This window comes from Maribacter antarcticus DSM 21422 (assembly GCF_000621125.1).
GTDB classification, from domain to species: Bacteria; Bacteroidota; Bacteroidia; order Flavobacteriales; family Flavobacteriaceae; genus Maribacter; species Maribacter antarcticus.
In genome coordinates this window covers 155,420-170,600 of the sequence record NZ_JHZC01000005.1, presented here as the reverse complement: position 1 = coordinate 170,600, position 15,181 = coordinate 155,420, and the positions used below count along the sequence as shown (strand labels likewise).

The following is a 15,181-nucleotide window of genomic DNA, read 5'->3' as shown; positions in this document are numbered from 1 at the left end:
TAACATTAATAGGGTTTAAAAATTCACTAAGACCACTAAGCCATTGGGTAGTAAAGCACAATTCAGTACCAAATCCAAACTAAACATTATAACAGCCTAATATAATCCGGAATAGCTCAAACTGTTTATTTATAATACTATAAACCCCTTTGAACTAGTTTTAATCGATATGAAATTTAAGCACTAAACGTGTTTATTTAGATTAAAAATCGATTACAATACCAATACCTGGTATGACTGATCCCGCTTCCTGTTCTATAATAGCTAGGGTTCTAGGTTGCACGACCATACCACTCGCATCTCTATTTAAACCGTAGTCTGGTGGACTAGGATTGTTTTGCCCCAAGATATTTTGTACTTCAATAAATAGGTTTAGAGCGAACTTTTCAAAGTTCCATTTTTTATCCAGTCGAACATCCAAGGAACTAAAAATATCCAGTTTATCTTCGCCTAAGCGATCATAATCTAGAACTACTTCTGGATAGTTTGTTAAAGTAGCATCTAAATCAGCCGGCACAAAAGGTGTGCGACCCGCAAAACGATAACGTGAACTCAATTCCCAATTATTATTGAATTTATATCCACCCACGAAAGAAACTAAGTGCCTGCTGTCCCATACAGATGGAATAAAGGTATTGGTGTCAAAACCGGTAAACTCGCTATAAAACCAAGTGTAGGCGAATATTCCATAAAAATTATTGGATAATTTTTGTTGAAACTGTAGCTCAGCTCCATAGCTTCGTCCCTTTCCTACGGTTTCGATAGGTTCACTACCCAATACCTCAAAACCGCCACCTTTATTGGCTAAGGAAACACCGTCCCTAACTGATACTGGATAATCGTCATATCGCTTATAGAACCCCTCTACAGAAATGCTGGAAGAGGGTGCGAAATAGTGTTGCAGCCCCAATACCAAATGGTCGCTCAACGTGTACGCTGCATTTCGATTGATTAACTCATCAGCATTATTTCTGAAACCCAAAATCGTATATGGCGGAATCTTAAAATAGCGGCCTACGGAACCATTTACCCTCCAATCAGGCGCGAACTCGTAGGAGGCTGACATCCTAGGCGAAAAAGTACTCAACAAGCTTTCATTCTGTGTAAACGTGTCATCATCCATCCGAAAACCAAAGGATAAGTCTAGCTTATCGTTCAAAAAGGATTGTGTCACATTGGCAAAAACCCCATACTTTACAAAATCTATTTCCGTGTTAAAGACAAGGTTATTTCTAATATCGTTTGTGGCATTGCTGTAATCGGAATGCTGCATATTTAGACCCGTGCTCAGTTTCCATCCATCATAAAACTGCGTTAATTCATAGCGAAGTTTGGTTTCGGATTCACGCGCATCATTACCAAAAATGACACCCGCTTCATTTACAGGATCAGAATATCGAGTAAAATCATTGGAGAGTGTATTGTTACTCAAGGTTGTAAGCATATAGCCATTTCCTTCCTTAAATCGGTTACGCCATGTAACCCCCATTGTATTGGTACGCTGCTTAATAAAAGGGGTTTGCTCTACCTGCGCCTGTTGTTCTTCGTCAAATTCTTCTGGTGGACTAACAGAAAAGTCGTCAATGGAGCCAAGACCTAAAAATGTTAAGGTATTATAGTCGTCCAACTCGTGATTTATTTTGTACTGGTAATCCCAATAATCGGGCCGTATGGGCAACCCGATAGCTTGAAAAAGAAATTGAAGATAACTCCTTCGAACAGATGCCAAAAATGTAGTCTTCGAAACTTCTCCTTCTTTCTTGAACAAAGGTCCTTCCAAGGTTAACGCAGCCTCACTAGCACTTAGTCTAAAGTTACCCGCAAAATTTCTGGCGTTCCCGTTGCGTTGTTGAAATTGTAACACCCCGGATAACGGATTATCATATCGCGCATTAAAAGCCGAAGTAGACAGTGTAACATTGTCAATAAAGGACACGTTAATAAGGCCTACTGGACCACCGGAACTGCCTTGTGTGGCAAAGTGGTTGATGTTAGGTATTTCCATCCCATCTAAATAGTAGACGGTTTCATTAGGCGCACCACCACGAATAATTAAATCGTTCCGAAACCCGCCTATAGATGGAGAAACACCCGGTAAGGTTTGCGCCACTTGTACCACATCGTTATTACTTCCGGGATAAGTCGCAATCTCAACAGCCGATAAGGTTTGGGTTGACAAAGGGGTCTCTTTAGGCCTGGTAATGACATTCGCGTTGGAAAGCACTACCTCGTCTAATTGTTCTGCTACCACTTCTAGTCTAAAATTATAATTCGGCGTACCCTTGGAACGTACAATGATATTAAATTGTGTTTGTGAACCATATCCCAAATAACTGGCTATCAAATTATAAGAACCGGGAACTACGCCTCTAATTTCATAGTTACCATCAAAATCAGTCTGGGCTCCCAAAGCGGTTCCTTCTAAGAAAACGGAGGCGCCACCAATAGGCTCGCCTAAATTATCTTTAACATTACCGTAAAAGGATACACTTACTTGGGCGCTCGTATTTGCAACTGATAATAGTAATCCGATAATAAGTATTGATTTTATGCTTCCGTACATTATTTTGTTTAATTTTTTTAGATTGATGTGGGACAAAAATAAATACTTATTTACCCATAACTGCCATAAGTTGTTGTTAAATTATAATACACTTTCCGAGTAATTGGTAAACGACTTTTTAAATTCCTTGCTTAATATCTTAGGTTAAGCTTGGACATTACGCACAGAAAAAGTAGCGAAACTTGCATATTCAACTTTAAATTGTATACTTGTATTATACAAGTTAAATAATACTATTTAATTATGACTAAAGATTTACTTCCAGAATTACTCTCTTCTTGGGAAGACACTTACAAAAAAGGACAATTGACCTTATGGATTTTTCTTGCGCTCAAGGACGGACAAAAATATGTTGACGAAATCAAGGAGTTTATCGAACTTAAATCTAACCATACTATTCATTGCGAAGAACAAAGTTTGTATAGGAATTTGCGAAAGTATCAGCACATAGACGTTGTAGCTTTTGAAAATAAAAAAGGCAACAAGGGACCGGATAGAAAGTATTATTTTCTAACCCCAATGGGGGCACAATTGCTCCAAATATTTATTGAAAGAAATATCAGTTTATTCTTCTCAACCGAAATACTTACACTATTAAAAAAATAAATCCAGATGAAAGCATTGATCACTACTAACCTTATGAAATTTACACTAGCTACACTGCTACTTACCTTACTCTTTAGATTCGGATTAAGCACCTCCATAACAAAACACTTAATTATTGCCGTAGTTTTTTCAGCTGTTATTTATGCTATTTTAATGTGGTTTAATGGGCGTTACTTTGGATGGAAAGAGTACGAATATCTTCCCATTTATGATATTGGGTTCCGATTTCATCTAGCTACTTTTCTTTCTCATAACCTCATATCCATTTTGTGGTTCGTCTTTGGTCTTCAATCGCATTATGAAGATATATCTGTCATTTTTATAACCGCAGGAATTTGGTTTGTATTTCTATTCATACATCTGATATATTACCTCTCCATTCGAAAATCGACCATTAAAGATTTAGATAAGAAGGATTTGTTCGAGTAATAAAAACCTTTTTTAGAGTTGCGTACAAAAACTTAAGTCACTTCTGTTTAGGCCATTTACCACGCTTCTCGCAGTGGTTCGCCTATTTTGGTGAAATAGAATATGAGATTCTTCTTGTGCTAAGAATGACAAAAAAAATCAAAATTGTGTTTCACTGTTTTGATGTGCCCTATTAAAAGATATTTTTAGATGTTTTATGTAACTAAATAACCCTGTGCGCCTAGTGTAGGATAGTTCAATTAAATAAAGCTTTTTTCATTAGTACCCCGCTGCTTGACCATCCTTTCTAGATTCCGATGCTCCTGTAAATACCTTTTTGTCCACATCAACCCCAATAGCCTGGTAACCCCCGTATATACCAACAGCAAAAGAGATACGATGTCCTTTTTTACGTAACTCGCGAATAGTTTTGTAATCAAATCCACTTTCAAGATTGAGTGTCCCACCATTGGTCATTACTGATCCAGTTGGTTGTGAGCTTCCGCTATGGCGCATGCGGGGAGCATCTCCTGCTTCTTGTAAATTCATACCAAAGTCAATAACATTAACTATAATTTGTGCATGTCCTTGCGGCTGTACGGCACCACCCATTAATCCAAAACTCATATAAGGTTTCCCTTTTTTAGTAATAAAAGCAGGAATAATAGTGTGAAAAGGTCTTTTCCCCGGCTCTAAAGCATTCGCATGTTCTTTATCCTGAACATTAAACATTTGCCCCCGGTTTTGAAGCACAAATCCAAGGCCGTCCGGAACCATACCTGAGGCAAATTCCGAATAAATACTCTGTATCAACGACACCATGTTCCCATCTTTATCCGCAACTGTTAAATAAGTTGTATTACCACTCTCTATTTCAAAATCACCCGCGGGATAGGTAGTTGCCGCTGAAGCCATATCAATCACTTCACCTTGTTTTGATGCATACGTTTTGGATAGTAATTTTTCTAACGGAATCGCATTGAAGTCAGGGTCGGCGTAGAACTTAGCGCGATCTTCATAGGCCAGTTTTTTAGCCTCCGTAAGTACATGAAGATAATCAGAACTTCCAAAACCCATGGATGCGATGTCATAACCTTCCAAGATATTCAACATTTGTAATGCTGCGGTCCCCTGCCCATTGGGTGGTAGTTCCCACACATCGTAGCCTCTATAGTTCACCGAAATAGGTTCAATCCAATTGGATGTATGCGCTACAAAATCCTCATAGGACAAAAATCCACCATGCTTTTTCATATACTCCGAAATAGTCCGAGCAATTTTTCCTTTGTAAAATGCATCCCTACCTTTCTTGGCTATTAGTTCATAGGTATTCGCGAGATTCAGATTTTTGAATACTTCTCCTTTTTTAGGGGTCTGTCCATTAATCATGTATGTTTCTTCAAAACCAGGCTGGTCTTTTAACGCTTCATAATTGGATTCCATTTCGTAGGCAATAACTTCTGATACTGGAAAACCGTTTGTTCCATAATTAATAGCGGGCTGTAGCAATTCCTGCATCGGCAGTTTTCCAAATTTTTCATGCATGGCAAACCAACCATCTACGCAACCAGGTACCGTAACCGGCAAGGGCCCATAGAACGGGACGTACTTAATCCCCTTATCTATAAAATAAGCTATGTTAAGTGATTTGGGCGCCCGTCCACTCCCATTAAAACCATATAATTTTTTTTCTTTCGCATTCCAAACGATGGCAAAAATATCTCCACCAATACCGCAACTGGCTGGTTCTACGAGTCCAAGCATTGCGTTGGCTGCAATAGCGGCATCCATCGCACTACCTCCTTTTTTTAATATATCTAAAGCAACTTGTGTTGCTAATGGCTGACTGGTTGCCGCCATTCCATTTTGAGCGATGATTTCAGAACGTGTAGTAAACGTTTCACCGGTAAGTCTATCTTGGGGTATCACTACCGAACTTACTGAGAGTAATAGCAATAAGCTTAATAACTTTTTCATTTGAGACCTTTTAGTATCCTATAAAATTACCAAAAAACAGATGGTTTACAAACGAAACTTAGATGAATTGTATACCTCTTTCCAATTTGCCAATATATACGTATTAGAATTCAAAATCTATAGCAGTTGCAGAATATAAGCTAGTATGCTACTGGCACTATTTTATAAGTTACTGGCTGTTAGTCTAGTGTTTCGAATAAAGTAAACATCCAATTAAGACCTTTGGAAAATTGATACGGTCGTTAGCTTTTTATATACTAAAAGTAATGCTCTTAGGTTAAACGCTATTACTACCACGAAATAGGAAAATAATCTTTTAGAAACTTTCCGCACCAATGTTTTCCAGTGTTAATACCATCGAATAACGGGTCCATAACCCTAGCTGCTCCATCAACAATATCTAATGGTGGTTGAAAATCATGAACTTCTTGTTTCTTTTTTGCGAGTTCCGCAGGATCTTCGTCCGTTACCCAACCGGTGTCAACCGCATTCATGTAAATTCCAAATTTCGCTAATTCCCCTGCGGCCGTATGGGTCAACATGTTCAGTGCAGCTTTCGCCATGTTCGTATGTGGATGTCGCGCCTCCTTAAAAAAGCGATGAAACTTCCCCTCCATAGCAGAAACGTTAATGATATGCTTCTGGCCTGTATTTTCCTTTTTCATGAGTTCTGATAGGCGGTTACACAAAACAAACGGAGCAACCGAATTTACCAACTGTACCTCTACCATTTCGGTGGTTTCAATAGCACCCAATTTTAAACGCCAACTGTTCGTTTTACGCAAGTCTACTTGTTGTAAATCGGCATCCAACTCACCTTCAGGAAAAACTTCTTGTGATACTAAACTTGCGTCAAAACTATAAGGAATTTGAGAAAGCTTGGCAGAAGCGCTAAGCCCAATACCTGGCTCTGGCCCATGCCAAGATACTGGCATATTTTTATTAGCAGAAACGCCTGCCGTAACTCCTCGGAGTTCTTCCAAACAACGGCTATGATTTGCCAATAGGTCCCTTGCGAATTTGGGTAAGTTCTCCATAGGTGTTTCCTCATTGGCCATTAAGTGGGCATAAAACCCTGAAGGTCGGCGAACTGTTTGAGCAGCATTATTAATGAGAATGTCAAGATTATCATAATTCTGCTCCATATAGTTACAGAATATTTCTACACTGGGGATATGCCGTAAATCCAAACCATGAATGTGCAAGCGATGTCCCCATTCCATAAAATCGGCCTCTTTTGAAAAGCGCAAGGCGGAATCTACAGGAAATCTTGTGGTAGCAATTACGGTTGCCCCACCACGCAACAACATAAGGGTAATGTGGTATCCTATTTTTAAACGAGAACCCGTAATTATAGCAACCTGACCTTTAACATTAGCGGTTTGGAAGCGTTTTAGGTAGTTTAAATCACCACATTCCGGGCACATGGTATCATAAAAGTGGTGCAAAGTATTAAATTTAATTTTGCAAACGTAACAGTCCCTCGGGGATTCTAGTTTTAAGGTTTCTTTTTGTTCTAACGCTGCCGCACTTAATAATTTTGGAGCCTCAAAAATGGGATGCTCCCTCGCATAACGTATACCGGTCTCGTTTCTAGCACTTTTGTCCCTGGCTGCTTGCTTTCGCTTGGCCGCTTTTTTAGCATCTTTTGTACGTCTGGAGAACTCTTCGCGGCTGGGTCTTGACAGCTGTCCAGCCGCTTTAATCAATGCTATTCTTAAATCCTTTGGTATCTCAAATATCTTATCGGTATCAGTGACCAATGTTTCTAAAAGAACAATAGTATTTTTAACACCTTCAATATCGTTCTCAGAATTATTCTTCGATGTACTTTTATTCATTCCTAAAATATTAAACTAAAATTTGATAACTTGTATTAGGAATGAAACCAACTGGTTTTTGTCGTTAAAAACAAGCGAATTACCTCAGGTATATATCCGATTTGCAGACCATTTTGTAATGGGCGCGAAACTACGATTTTTATGCTCTTTTATTGAGAAAATTAAAAAGAAAAGGTAGCGCAGTGATTAGGGCAGGTTAAAATAATTAGGCGGAACTATTTATAAAAATTTCTGTAAATTCTTTTTAAAGAAATGGGCGCTGTCAGTTACGCTTTGCATGGAATTTTGGGCGAAATTACCACCTTGTTCCAAGTAGTAAAATTCCAATGCGGACGTATCCAATTTGGGAAGCATCTTACTGTAATCGATGGAGCCATTCCCTAATTCGCTATAATCCCGTGTTAGCTTGTCCATATCCTTAATATGCCACATCACAAAACGTTCCGGTGCCGTGGCAATAAGCTCTTGGGGACTTTTTTTTGCAGAATGCACAGCCCAATATAAGTCTAGCTGAATCTTTACTAACGAAGCATCTGTTCCATTAATAATGGTATCAAACCCCGTGGTGTCACCATAAGTATGAAATTCAAAATCGTGATTATGATAGGCAAAGCCCAAGCCAGCTTGTTTCACTTGCTCGCCAATCCTATTTAATTGCTCCGGTAAACGTTCAAAGGTTTCTAGGGTTCTATGTTCCGGTGCCATCCAAGGCCATGTAATGTAATTATTCTTCAAGGTTAATGCGCCCGTTATACAACTATCTACGAACTTAGCCAGATCGTCATTAGAGGCATTTACGTAATCCGTAAAGGCATAGTGACAACTAGAAGAGGATAGGCCTAAGTCATCTAACAATTGTTTAAAATCTTTGGCCTTATAGCCATAGTAAGCCACTTTTTCTGCATCAAACCCATAAAGTTCTAAATCTTCATAACCTAAAGCTTTTACCGTCTTCAAACTTCCTACAAGGTCTTTTGCCAAGGCATCCCTAATCGTGAACGCTTGAAGCCCCATTTTATATTTAGGTTTTCCTGCAGATGAAAATAATAGCGTTGGTAAGATGCTGGCTGACCATAATAATCCAGAATTTTTAACAAAGGTTCTTCTGTACATATCTTCTAGGTTTTTTGGATGTATAAGGTCAAACCTTATTTGTAAGTAAGAATAATTCACCAACAACCATTCAGGTTTATATCATAAGCTAATAATACCAGTTATATGAAATTAGGTTTTTAGCCAAATACGCTTTTTAATACAAATCGAAACTAATCAAAATTATGATACAATGGACTCATTAATTGCCTCAATAACTGCATTTGCTGCACGTTCGCCACTAAGCATTGCAGCATTCAAAGAACCATTTAAAAGTTGGTCACCTGCTAGAAATGTTTTGGAGGTTAACCTAGTTTCTGAGGGTGCCATATCATATTGAATATTGGATAGTTCTGGTAAGGCTCTTTTGATATGATACCGCTTTAAAAAAGTAATATCATTTATAGAACATAAAGAAGCTAGTTCAGCACGTACTGCTTTAACAAGTTCTTCTTCACTCATTTGATGTGATTTCACCACTGTTATAGAAAGTAAGTTTTCCTCTCCACTATTGACCATTGGAAGTGAAGAATGGTAAAAAATATTATTTATTAAGGCGTCAGTATCTGTTATTAAGCCAATCAAGGGTTTTTTGATAATTTTTGTTTTTGTTGTAAAATAAAGCGTTTCACAAGATTTCCAGGGTTGCTCCTGGTTCCTAAGATTGGGCACCAAATGCGATGCTTCGGTTGCAATAATAGTGTAATCTACCAGCACTTTGGAACCATCTTTAAAAATTAATTTGCCATCAGTACAGGATTCAATTTTGGTATTATATACAAAGTTCGTTTTTGATAATTTGGATACTAATTGCTTTGGGATGGCTTCGATACCAGCTTTTGGAAGCACGGCACTGCCCGTTCCAAACATCTTATACACAAATTGGAACATTCTAGATGACGTATCTAAATTGGGTTCTAAAAAGATACCACTGAAAAATGGTTGAAAAAAATCTTTTATGATTTCGTCACTAAAACCTTTCACTTTTAAATAGTCTAATGTGCTTATTTCTGTCTCCCTAAAAATCGATTCTATAGCCTTATTTTTAAGTTCACGGTTCAATTTAAAAATCTTCCATTTATCACCAAAGGTCCCAATACCAGAAGATAATGTTGGTAACAGAAGGGAAAGGTTCCTCAAAGGATCTCCTAGGGTGACTTGCCTTCCATTTTTAAATAGGGTTGCTCCAGGTAAAAATTTAGTTAAATCAAGAGCGGTATAGTCCAAATAATTTCGTGCCACAGGATAAGCATCTAGCAATACTTGAAAACCATGATCTAGCTGATACCCGTTAACGACGTCGGTCTTAACCCGACCTCCTGCCCTATCCGAAGCTTCGTAGATGCTTGGGGAATATCCACGGAACTCGAGTACTTGGGCTGCAATTAGTCCGCTTACACCCGCACCAACAATAGCAATTTTCACTTCCTTTTTCATATTCGTAAAAATAAGGAATGTATCGCTTTATCTAATGGAGATTAAAGAAATTTAGAATGTAAATATCTGTAAAAGTGAATTTCCGTTTTTGAAATATCAGCCACAGAATGACATTAAATATAATAAAAATAAAAAAGTAGGAGGTAATGAAAAAAGTACACAAGGAATAGTCAAAAAAAAGTAAAAGAGATAACTAGGTAGGTAGTTGGTGTAAAAAAGGCTATTTCACTTGTACCTGCTATATTAGAGTTTAAGTCATACAGTAACACTTGCGCTTGGTACTTTGATTTATCAACACAGTTCAGTTAAACGGGGCATAGGTGCAACATCAATCCTCCGGCGGATGCCCATAAATATCCTCGAACACGGTATCAAAATTTTCACGCAAGTAAGTGTTCAATTTTTTCTGGTAATCATCTTTGAGCCAACTTAAGAAGTTGTAAGTGCTTTTGCTAATACATTTGGCATAGACTTGTATTCGATTGTCAATATCCGACTTCAATAACTTTGCTAAAGCAATAGCATCATATACATCTTCACTATTTTCAATACAAATGTAAGCATGATGGGCAATCGACTGTTCTAAAACTACTTTCGATGATTCCCCTGCAAAGGTGGCATCTCTATAGATAGCTTTGATATCAAAATAAGTATTTTCAGATTTGGCAAACTCTTCTTTTACGTCGTCAGAAAGATCGTGTTTAAAAACACCTTCAATCTCTTCATCGTCCTTGATACGGTCTATATAGTAATTTGGAGATTTAAAGATAGCCTGCCAATCCAAATCGGCTCCCCATGGTCCAAACCGGTACATATTGTTACCTAAATCTATCATCGTAAATTTAGACTTGTTATTTAGAATCCTAGATCCTCTACCAATCATTTGATAGTAAAGAGTCAATGATTTTGTAGCTCTATTTAAGATAATCGTATCTATGGTAGGTTCATCAAACCCTGTAGTCAGTATACTTACCGAGGATAAAATGGCATTGGGTGTGTCCTTAAACCATTTTAATATTTGTTTCCGTTGTTTTTTGGTCGCCGTATTGTCCAAATGCATAATGGGCAAACCTGCATTTTGAAAAGTGTAAAACACCTGTATCGATGTTTCTATACCGTTATTAAAAATTAATGTTTTTTTACCTTTTGAATGTTTGTTGTAGGCCTCCAATAACTTGTTTAGCATGGACGGACTCGTATACAAATCTGAAGAGGACTTCACCGTATAATCTCCGTTAGAACCTACCTCTAAAGATGTAAGACCCATGTCATATTGAAAAGCTTCTGCTTTTGCCAAGAATTCGTTCTCAATAAGGTTTTCTATCGATTCCCCGGTAATGAGTTCATCATAATTACCGTTCATAGGTAAATCCTTATTGGAGCTTAAAGGTGTAGCAGTTACACCTAATAAAAATGCGTTCTCAAAAAACTTGAACAATTTGGTAAAGGAATTGTAATGTGCCTCATCTATGATGACCAAACCCACGTCGGAAATATCTAATTTTCCGTCGTTGAGCCTATTATTTAGTGTTTCCACCATAGCTACGTAACAACTGTAACGCTCTTGATCATCTAAATTTGCTTTACTGTTTACGACCTTGTTCACAACACCAAAACTAGTAAGCATGCTAGAAGTCTGGTTGCACAACTCTACCCTGTGTGTCATTACCAATACTTTTTTGGAATGATTCTTTAGGTATTGCCTTACAATTTCAGAAAATATAACTGTTTTCCCCCCTCCTGTAGGTAACTGATACAATAAATGATAATCGTCTCTTTCGTTATCAAATTTTTCGAAAATATTCTGAATGGCACCCTGCTGGTAACTATAAAGTTCTTTATCGGTTTTGCGCTCTTGTATTTCAAAAGTAGTTTCTAGCATCATATCTTTTTCGGAGGGCTGCAAAGATACGATCTTAGGCTGCTTTATACTAATGATTGGGATGAAAAGGAGTAACTACCTGACCAATAAACCTATTACTAGCTTATGAAGACATTAAAAATTAGCTAAGACTACGTTTTATTAAATCTTGTGTTTCTTTAATCGCCTTTGATGAAGAAAGCGGTAAAGAACGTAAAACAAAATAGGTGTGTTTTGGTATAACCCAATGATGTAAAGCAAACCTATGATAATATAAATGGAGTACTGAAAGATCTATGGGTGCGTATACCATAGCGGACAGATTAGATTCTGTGGGAATATATTTTTTTATTTTCTTGTTTTTAAGGTGAGGAAGATGATTTAGAACAAGTTAAAAAGCTCCCCGAATTGAAAGATGCTATGCTCGTATAGTACTAGGTAAAAAGACGTACAAATGGCCGATGTTCGTGCTACTAGTAAAAAATAAACCATTTAATTATTTAATTTCCTGACGGGGTTTATAGTAATACATTTAATGAAAGAGGGCCTAATGTCCCGCTCTCATAGCTAAAACTCTTTTGCCTTTTTTTAAATACGTATACCCCGTATTTTGGGTTTTTTTAACTGAAATGTATCAATAATATCTTTTTTGCAGAATGGACCATGCTTTTAAATAAATCACATAATCTTCCCTCGGGGATTAACATCCTAATTTAATTCTATACCGAGTTTTAATAAAAATAAGAATCTAGTTTAATGACCATGTCATGTTTTTAAACTAACGTGAGAAGCTCCAAATTGAGCCATACCTTTATACCCAAATCCTAATTCTGCGAGTGTCGCAAACTTTTTACCTATCCGAAAACTGAGTGCAGTCGCTTGAAAACTGAGATTAGTATGATATTTTCCATTTGTAAAATAGGCTAAGCTAATACCCGAATATTTTAAAAATTGGTTTTAAAATGTATCTATAGTCCGTCTCAATAGCGATGGTGATATTAGAAAATTCATCTATAGTAGGGTCACTTAAACCTAAGATGTTTGAAAAATTAGTAGTGACTTTTAATTCTTCATAACTAATATTTTCACCAATTATAAAGCGAGTTTTAATTCCATACTTGTATCCTAAACTAAGGACACCACTACGCGCTGTATCTTCAAACATAGTATTTAACAAATTCATAGAGACTAAGCCTGCCATAGCCAAAACGAATTTGACTTGTTCCTTAAGTTTGCACCTGTGAAAAATTTAGACAAAAGATTGTAAATATGATGGTTAGACTAATCGTTTTTATAGTTTTTATATTCTATTTTTTTTGGTTGATTTGGGTTTTAGTTTTTAGCCTGTGTTTTATAAAAAAAGCCCTAGCTACTATGCTAAGGCTCTTTAGCTAATATATAAATCGTTCCCCCGAAGATTTACATACTAGTGTTGGTGTCTTTTTTAATCCAATGGCTCAATTGTAAATATTGCATCTGCGGCATCCCCATCCCCATTAAACTTTAATTTAAAAGGGTCCACACTTGTGGCACCAGCCACAAGCTCTGGTAGATATATTTTTTTTGATTTGTACCCCAAATCATCATCAGGATCTGCATTCAAAAAGCCACCAGCATCCGCTTCATACAAATTCCCTCGAATGAAAATATAACTTTCATTACTGATATTCTCTAAAGTGATTATCGCAGATTCGTTAATTATTAATTTGCTGGCAGTTGCTTGTTGCTGCGTATCTTCCGTATAGGGTCCCCATAAACCTATGTCATTTAAAGAAGGGATATTAAAGAAATCAAAAGGAGCTTCAAATGCACTTAAATAAGCAAGATGATCTTTATCACTAGCGATATCGATATATCCATACATTTCAGGTGTACTACCTTCATTTGTAACATTAGTACAATCAAGTTCTACTAATGTTATTTTAAAACTTGATCTAATTTTATTGCATTCCCTTGCTGTATATTCTGTTTCCAATACAACTTCGGCTATACCTCCATCAGAAATATTATTTAAAGTATATGATAAAGGTGCTCCAGGAGAATCTTTAGAATAGTTACCTCCAGTTAAAATATATTCTTTAAGACCTTCAATACCATTAATGGTTTGCACTGCTCCATCGCCGGCACCACCTCTAACATAAGCCTTAATGGTGGAATTATTTATAATATTTTTATATTCAGCACTTGCTTGAACACCCGCTTCTGTAAATACACCATCATCGTATGAAGCTTCAAATGCTAATTTCATTTCAGTATTTGAATAGCTAGAAGTCGCTGTAAATAAAACCATGCGACCATAATTTACAGCGGATACATAATAGGGTAAGGTAGTGCCGAATGTTGCCGGATCAGGCAAATCGGTCTCTGAAAATAAATCACTTGGTTGGGTTACTTCGTTCATGCTTATACTAAAATATTTTTGCACAAACTTGATTACAATTTTACTCTCAACTTTGTCAGATTCAAAATTAAATTGACCACTTACATCATACGATGCACCACTATAATTTGCGCCAATACTCGCACTAAGTTGTTCCCTTGAATACACATTTTCGATTCCAAAACTCAAATCAGCTGCAGTAGCTCCAATAACAGGTGCGCTTAAAATATCATTTATAGCTTCAGCTACAGATGCACTCGTTGGGTTTTCTACAAGCCTACTAACATCACCATCTAGATTAAATTGAGAATACTTAATGGTTATTGGCTTACGGCTACCAGCAATAGATAAATACTCCCCTGTTGTAATAGACGCTCCTGTTATAAGGGCTCCAGGATAAAATTTCTCCTCATTTGGATTTAATAATAGCATTTCACTATATCCAGGAGCTACTTTATAACTTGTGGTTGTGCATAAATAATTACCTATTTCTGCAGGAGCAGTTTTTGAATCTGGAATCTCCTCTGGCGTATCAAGGTTAATTTTTTCAGTATTCTCAAAGCCTGGAAGTGCCTTAACAGTAGTATTGAAAGCCGTTAAATTAGCTGCTGCAACAATAGCAGGGTCTTCAACTGGTTCAATTACAATTGAATCTTCTGGGGCAGGATTGTCTTTGTTGCATGCTGAAATAAATAAAAGACTCAATAAGAGCGCAAATAGTATAATTGGCATTATTTGCCAGTTTGGCGTTAATTTGGTTAAAAGAATGGTAATGGTCTTCATTAAATAGCCGTTTATTTTTTTTTGGTTTTAACTATCTCGTTGATGCGTATCAACTAACGTGTGCAAGCTATTCAATGTATGAAAGTCAAGAAATACGTAGTATTCTTCATTTTTACGTAGGGGTACGTAACCTATGGGCATATTGAGAAAGAGTTCAGCTAAAATAGGCTAAGAGGAAATAGCATTTAATACTGTAGAAGTAAGCCGTTGAAGTCTAAATAGTACTGATGTAA

10 protein-coding genes are annotated in these 15,181 nt (G+C 37.0%); 2 read left to right on the top strand and 8 right to left on the bottom strand.

Annotation, left to right across the window (positions count from 1 at the left end):
* Positions 1 to 202: 202 nt before the first annotated feature.
* Positions 203 to 2,563 (bottom strand): TonB-dependent receptor, encoded by a 2,361-nt coding sequence (locus Q360_RS0104220; protein WP_036195024.1) that lies wholly within the window; start codon positions 2,561 to 2,563, stop codon positions 203 to 205.
* Between the two features lie 243 nt (positions 2,564 to 2,806).
* On the opposite strand from Q360_RS0104220, the gene Q360_RS0104215 reads away from it, so the two are divergent.
* A complete protein-coding gene (locus Q360_RS0104215) occupies positions 2,807 to 3,169 on the top strand; it encodes a PadR family transcriptional regulator (RefSeq protein WP_027075982.1) in 363 nt (120 codons plus the stop codon).
* A gap of 6 nt (positions 3,170 to 3,175) precedes the next feature.
* On the top strand, positions 3,176 to 3,598 hold the full coding sequence (locus tag Q360_RS0104210) for a hypothetical protein (protein ID WP_027075981.1): 423 nt from the start codon (positions 3,176 to 3,178) through the stop codon (positions 3,596 to 3,598).
* A 258-nt stretch (positions 3,599 to 3,856) separates the two neighbouring features.
* Here the strand turns inward: Q360_RS0104210 and ggt are convergent, their stop codons facing one another.
* The 7 genes from ggt to Q360_RS0104175 form a co-directional block, all read right to left on the bottom strand.
* Entirely contained in the window at positions 3,857 to 5,554 is a 1,698-nt protein-coding gene (ggt, locus tag Q360_RS0104205) for a gamma-glutamyltransferase (RefSeq protein ID WP_027075980.1), read from the bottom strand.
* A gap of 290 nt (positions 5,555 to 5,844) precedes the next feature.
* Complete coding sequence (locus Q360_RS0104200; RefSeq protein WP_027075979.1) at positions 5,845 to 7,395, bottom strand: SDR family NAD(P)-dependent oxidoreductase; 1,551 nt, start codon at positions 7,393 to 7,395, stop codon at positions 5,845 to 5,847.
* 219 nt (positions 7,396 to 7,614) lie between these two features.
* Positions 7,615 to 8,508 carry a sugar phosphate isomerase/epimerase family protein gene (locus Q360_RS0104195; protein WP_027075978.1) on the bottom strand — a complete coding sequence of 298 codons (894 nt, stop codon included), beginning with the start codon at positions 8,506 to 8,508 and terminating at the stop codon, positions 7,615 to 7,617.
* 162 nt (positions 8,509 to 8,670) lie between these two features.
* Complete coding sequence (locus tag Q360_RS0104190; RefSeq protein ID WP_027075977.1) at positions 8,671 to 9,924, bottom strand: NAD(P)/FAD-dependent oxidoreductase; 1,254 nt, start codon at positions 9,922 to 9,924, stop codon at positions 8,671 to 8,673.
* A gap of 328 nt (positions 9,925 to 10,252) precedes the next feature.
* On the bottom strand, positions 10,253 to 11,806 hold the full coding sequence (locus Q360_RS0104185) for a DEAD/DEAH box helicase (protein ID WP_027075976.1): 1,554 nt from the start codon (positions 11,804 to 11,806) through the stop codon (positions 10,253 to 10,255).
* A gap of 907 nt (positions 11,807 to 12,713) precedes the next feature.
* Entirely contained in the window at positions 12,714 to 12,986 is a 273-nt protein-coding gene (locus tag Q360_RS0104180; protein WP_156950000.1) for a hypothetical protein, read from the bottom strand.
* A gap of 243 nt (positions 12,987 to 13,229) precedes the next feature.
* Complete coding sequence (locus tag Q360_RS0104175) at positions 13,230 to 14,948, bottom strand: thiol-activated cytolysin family protein (protein WP_027075974.1); 1,719 nt, start codon at positions 14,946 to 14,948, stop codon at positions 13,230 to 13,232.
* Between the last annotated feature and the right edge of the window lie 233 nt (positions 14,949 to 15,181).

Bases quoted from the DNA above. Each gene is read 5' to 3' on its own strand.
- Q360_RS0104220 (WP_036195024.1), bottom strand. From the start codon at position 2,563: ATGTACGGAAGCATAAAATCAATACTTATTATCGGATTACTATTATCA.
- Q360_RS0104215 (WP_027075982.1), top strand. From the start codon at position 2,807: ATGACTAAAGATTTACTTCCAGAATTACTCTCTTCTTGGGAAGACACT.
- Q360_RS0104210 (WP_027075981.1), top strand. From the start codon at position 3,176: ATGAAAGCATTGATCACTACTAACCTTATGAAATTTACACTAGCTACA.
- ggt (WP_027075980.1), bottom strand. From the start codon at position 5,554: ATGAAAAAGTTATTAAGCTTATTGCTATTACTCTCAGTAAGTTCGGTA.
- Q360_RS0104200 (WP_027075979.1), bottom strand. From the start codon at position 7,395: ATGAATAAAAGTACATCGAAGAATAATTCTGAGAACGATATTGAAGGT.
- Q360_RS0104195 (WP_027075978.1), bottom strand. From the start codon at position 8,508: ATGTACAGAAGAACCTTTGTTAAAAATTCTGGATTATTATGGTCAGCC.
- Q360_RS0104190 (WP_027075977.1), bottom strand. From the start codon at position 9,924: ATGAAAAAGGAAGTGAAAATTGCTATTGTTGGTGCGGGTGTAAGCGGA.
- Q360_RS0104185 (WP_027075976.1), bottom strand. From the start codon at position 11,806: ATGCTAGAAACTACTTTTGAAATACAAGAGCGCAAAACCGATAAAGAA.
- Q360_RS0104180 (WP_156950000.1), bottom strand. From the start codon at position 12,986: ATGGCAGGCTTAGTCTCTATGAATTTGTTAAATACTATGTTTGAAGAT.
- Q360_RS0104175 (WP_027075974.1), bottom strand. From the start codon at position 14,948: ATGAAGACCATTACCATTCTTTTAACCAAATTAACGCCAAACTGGCAA.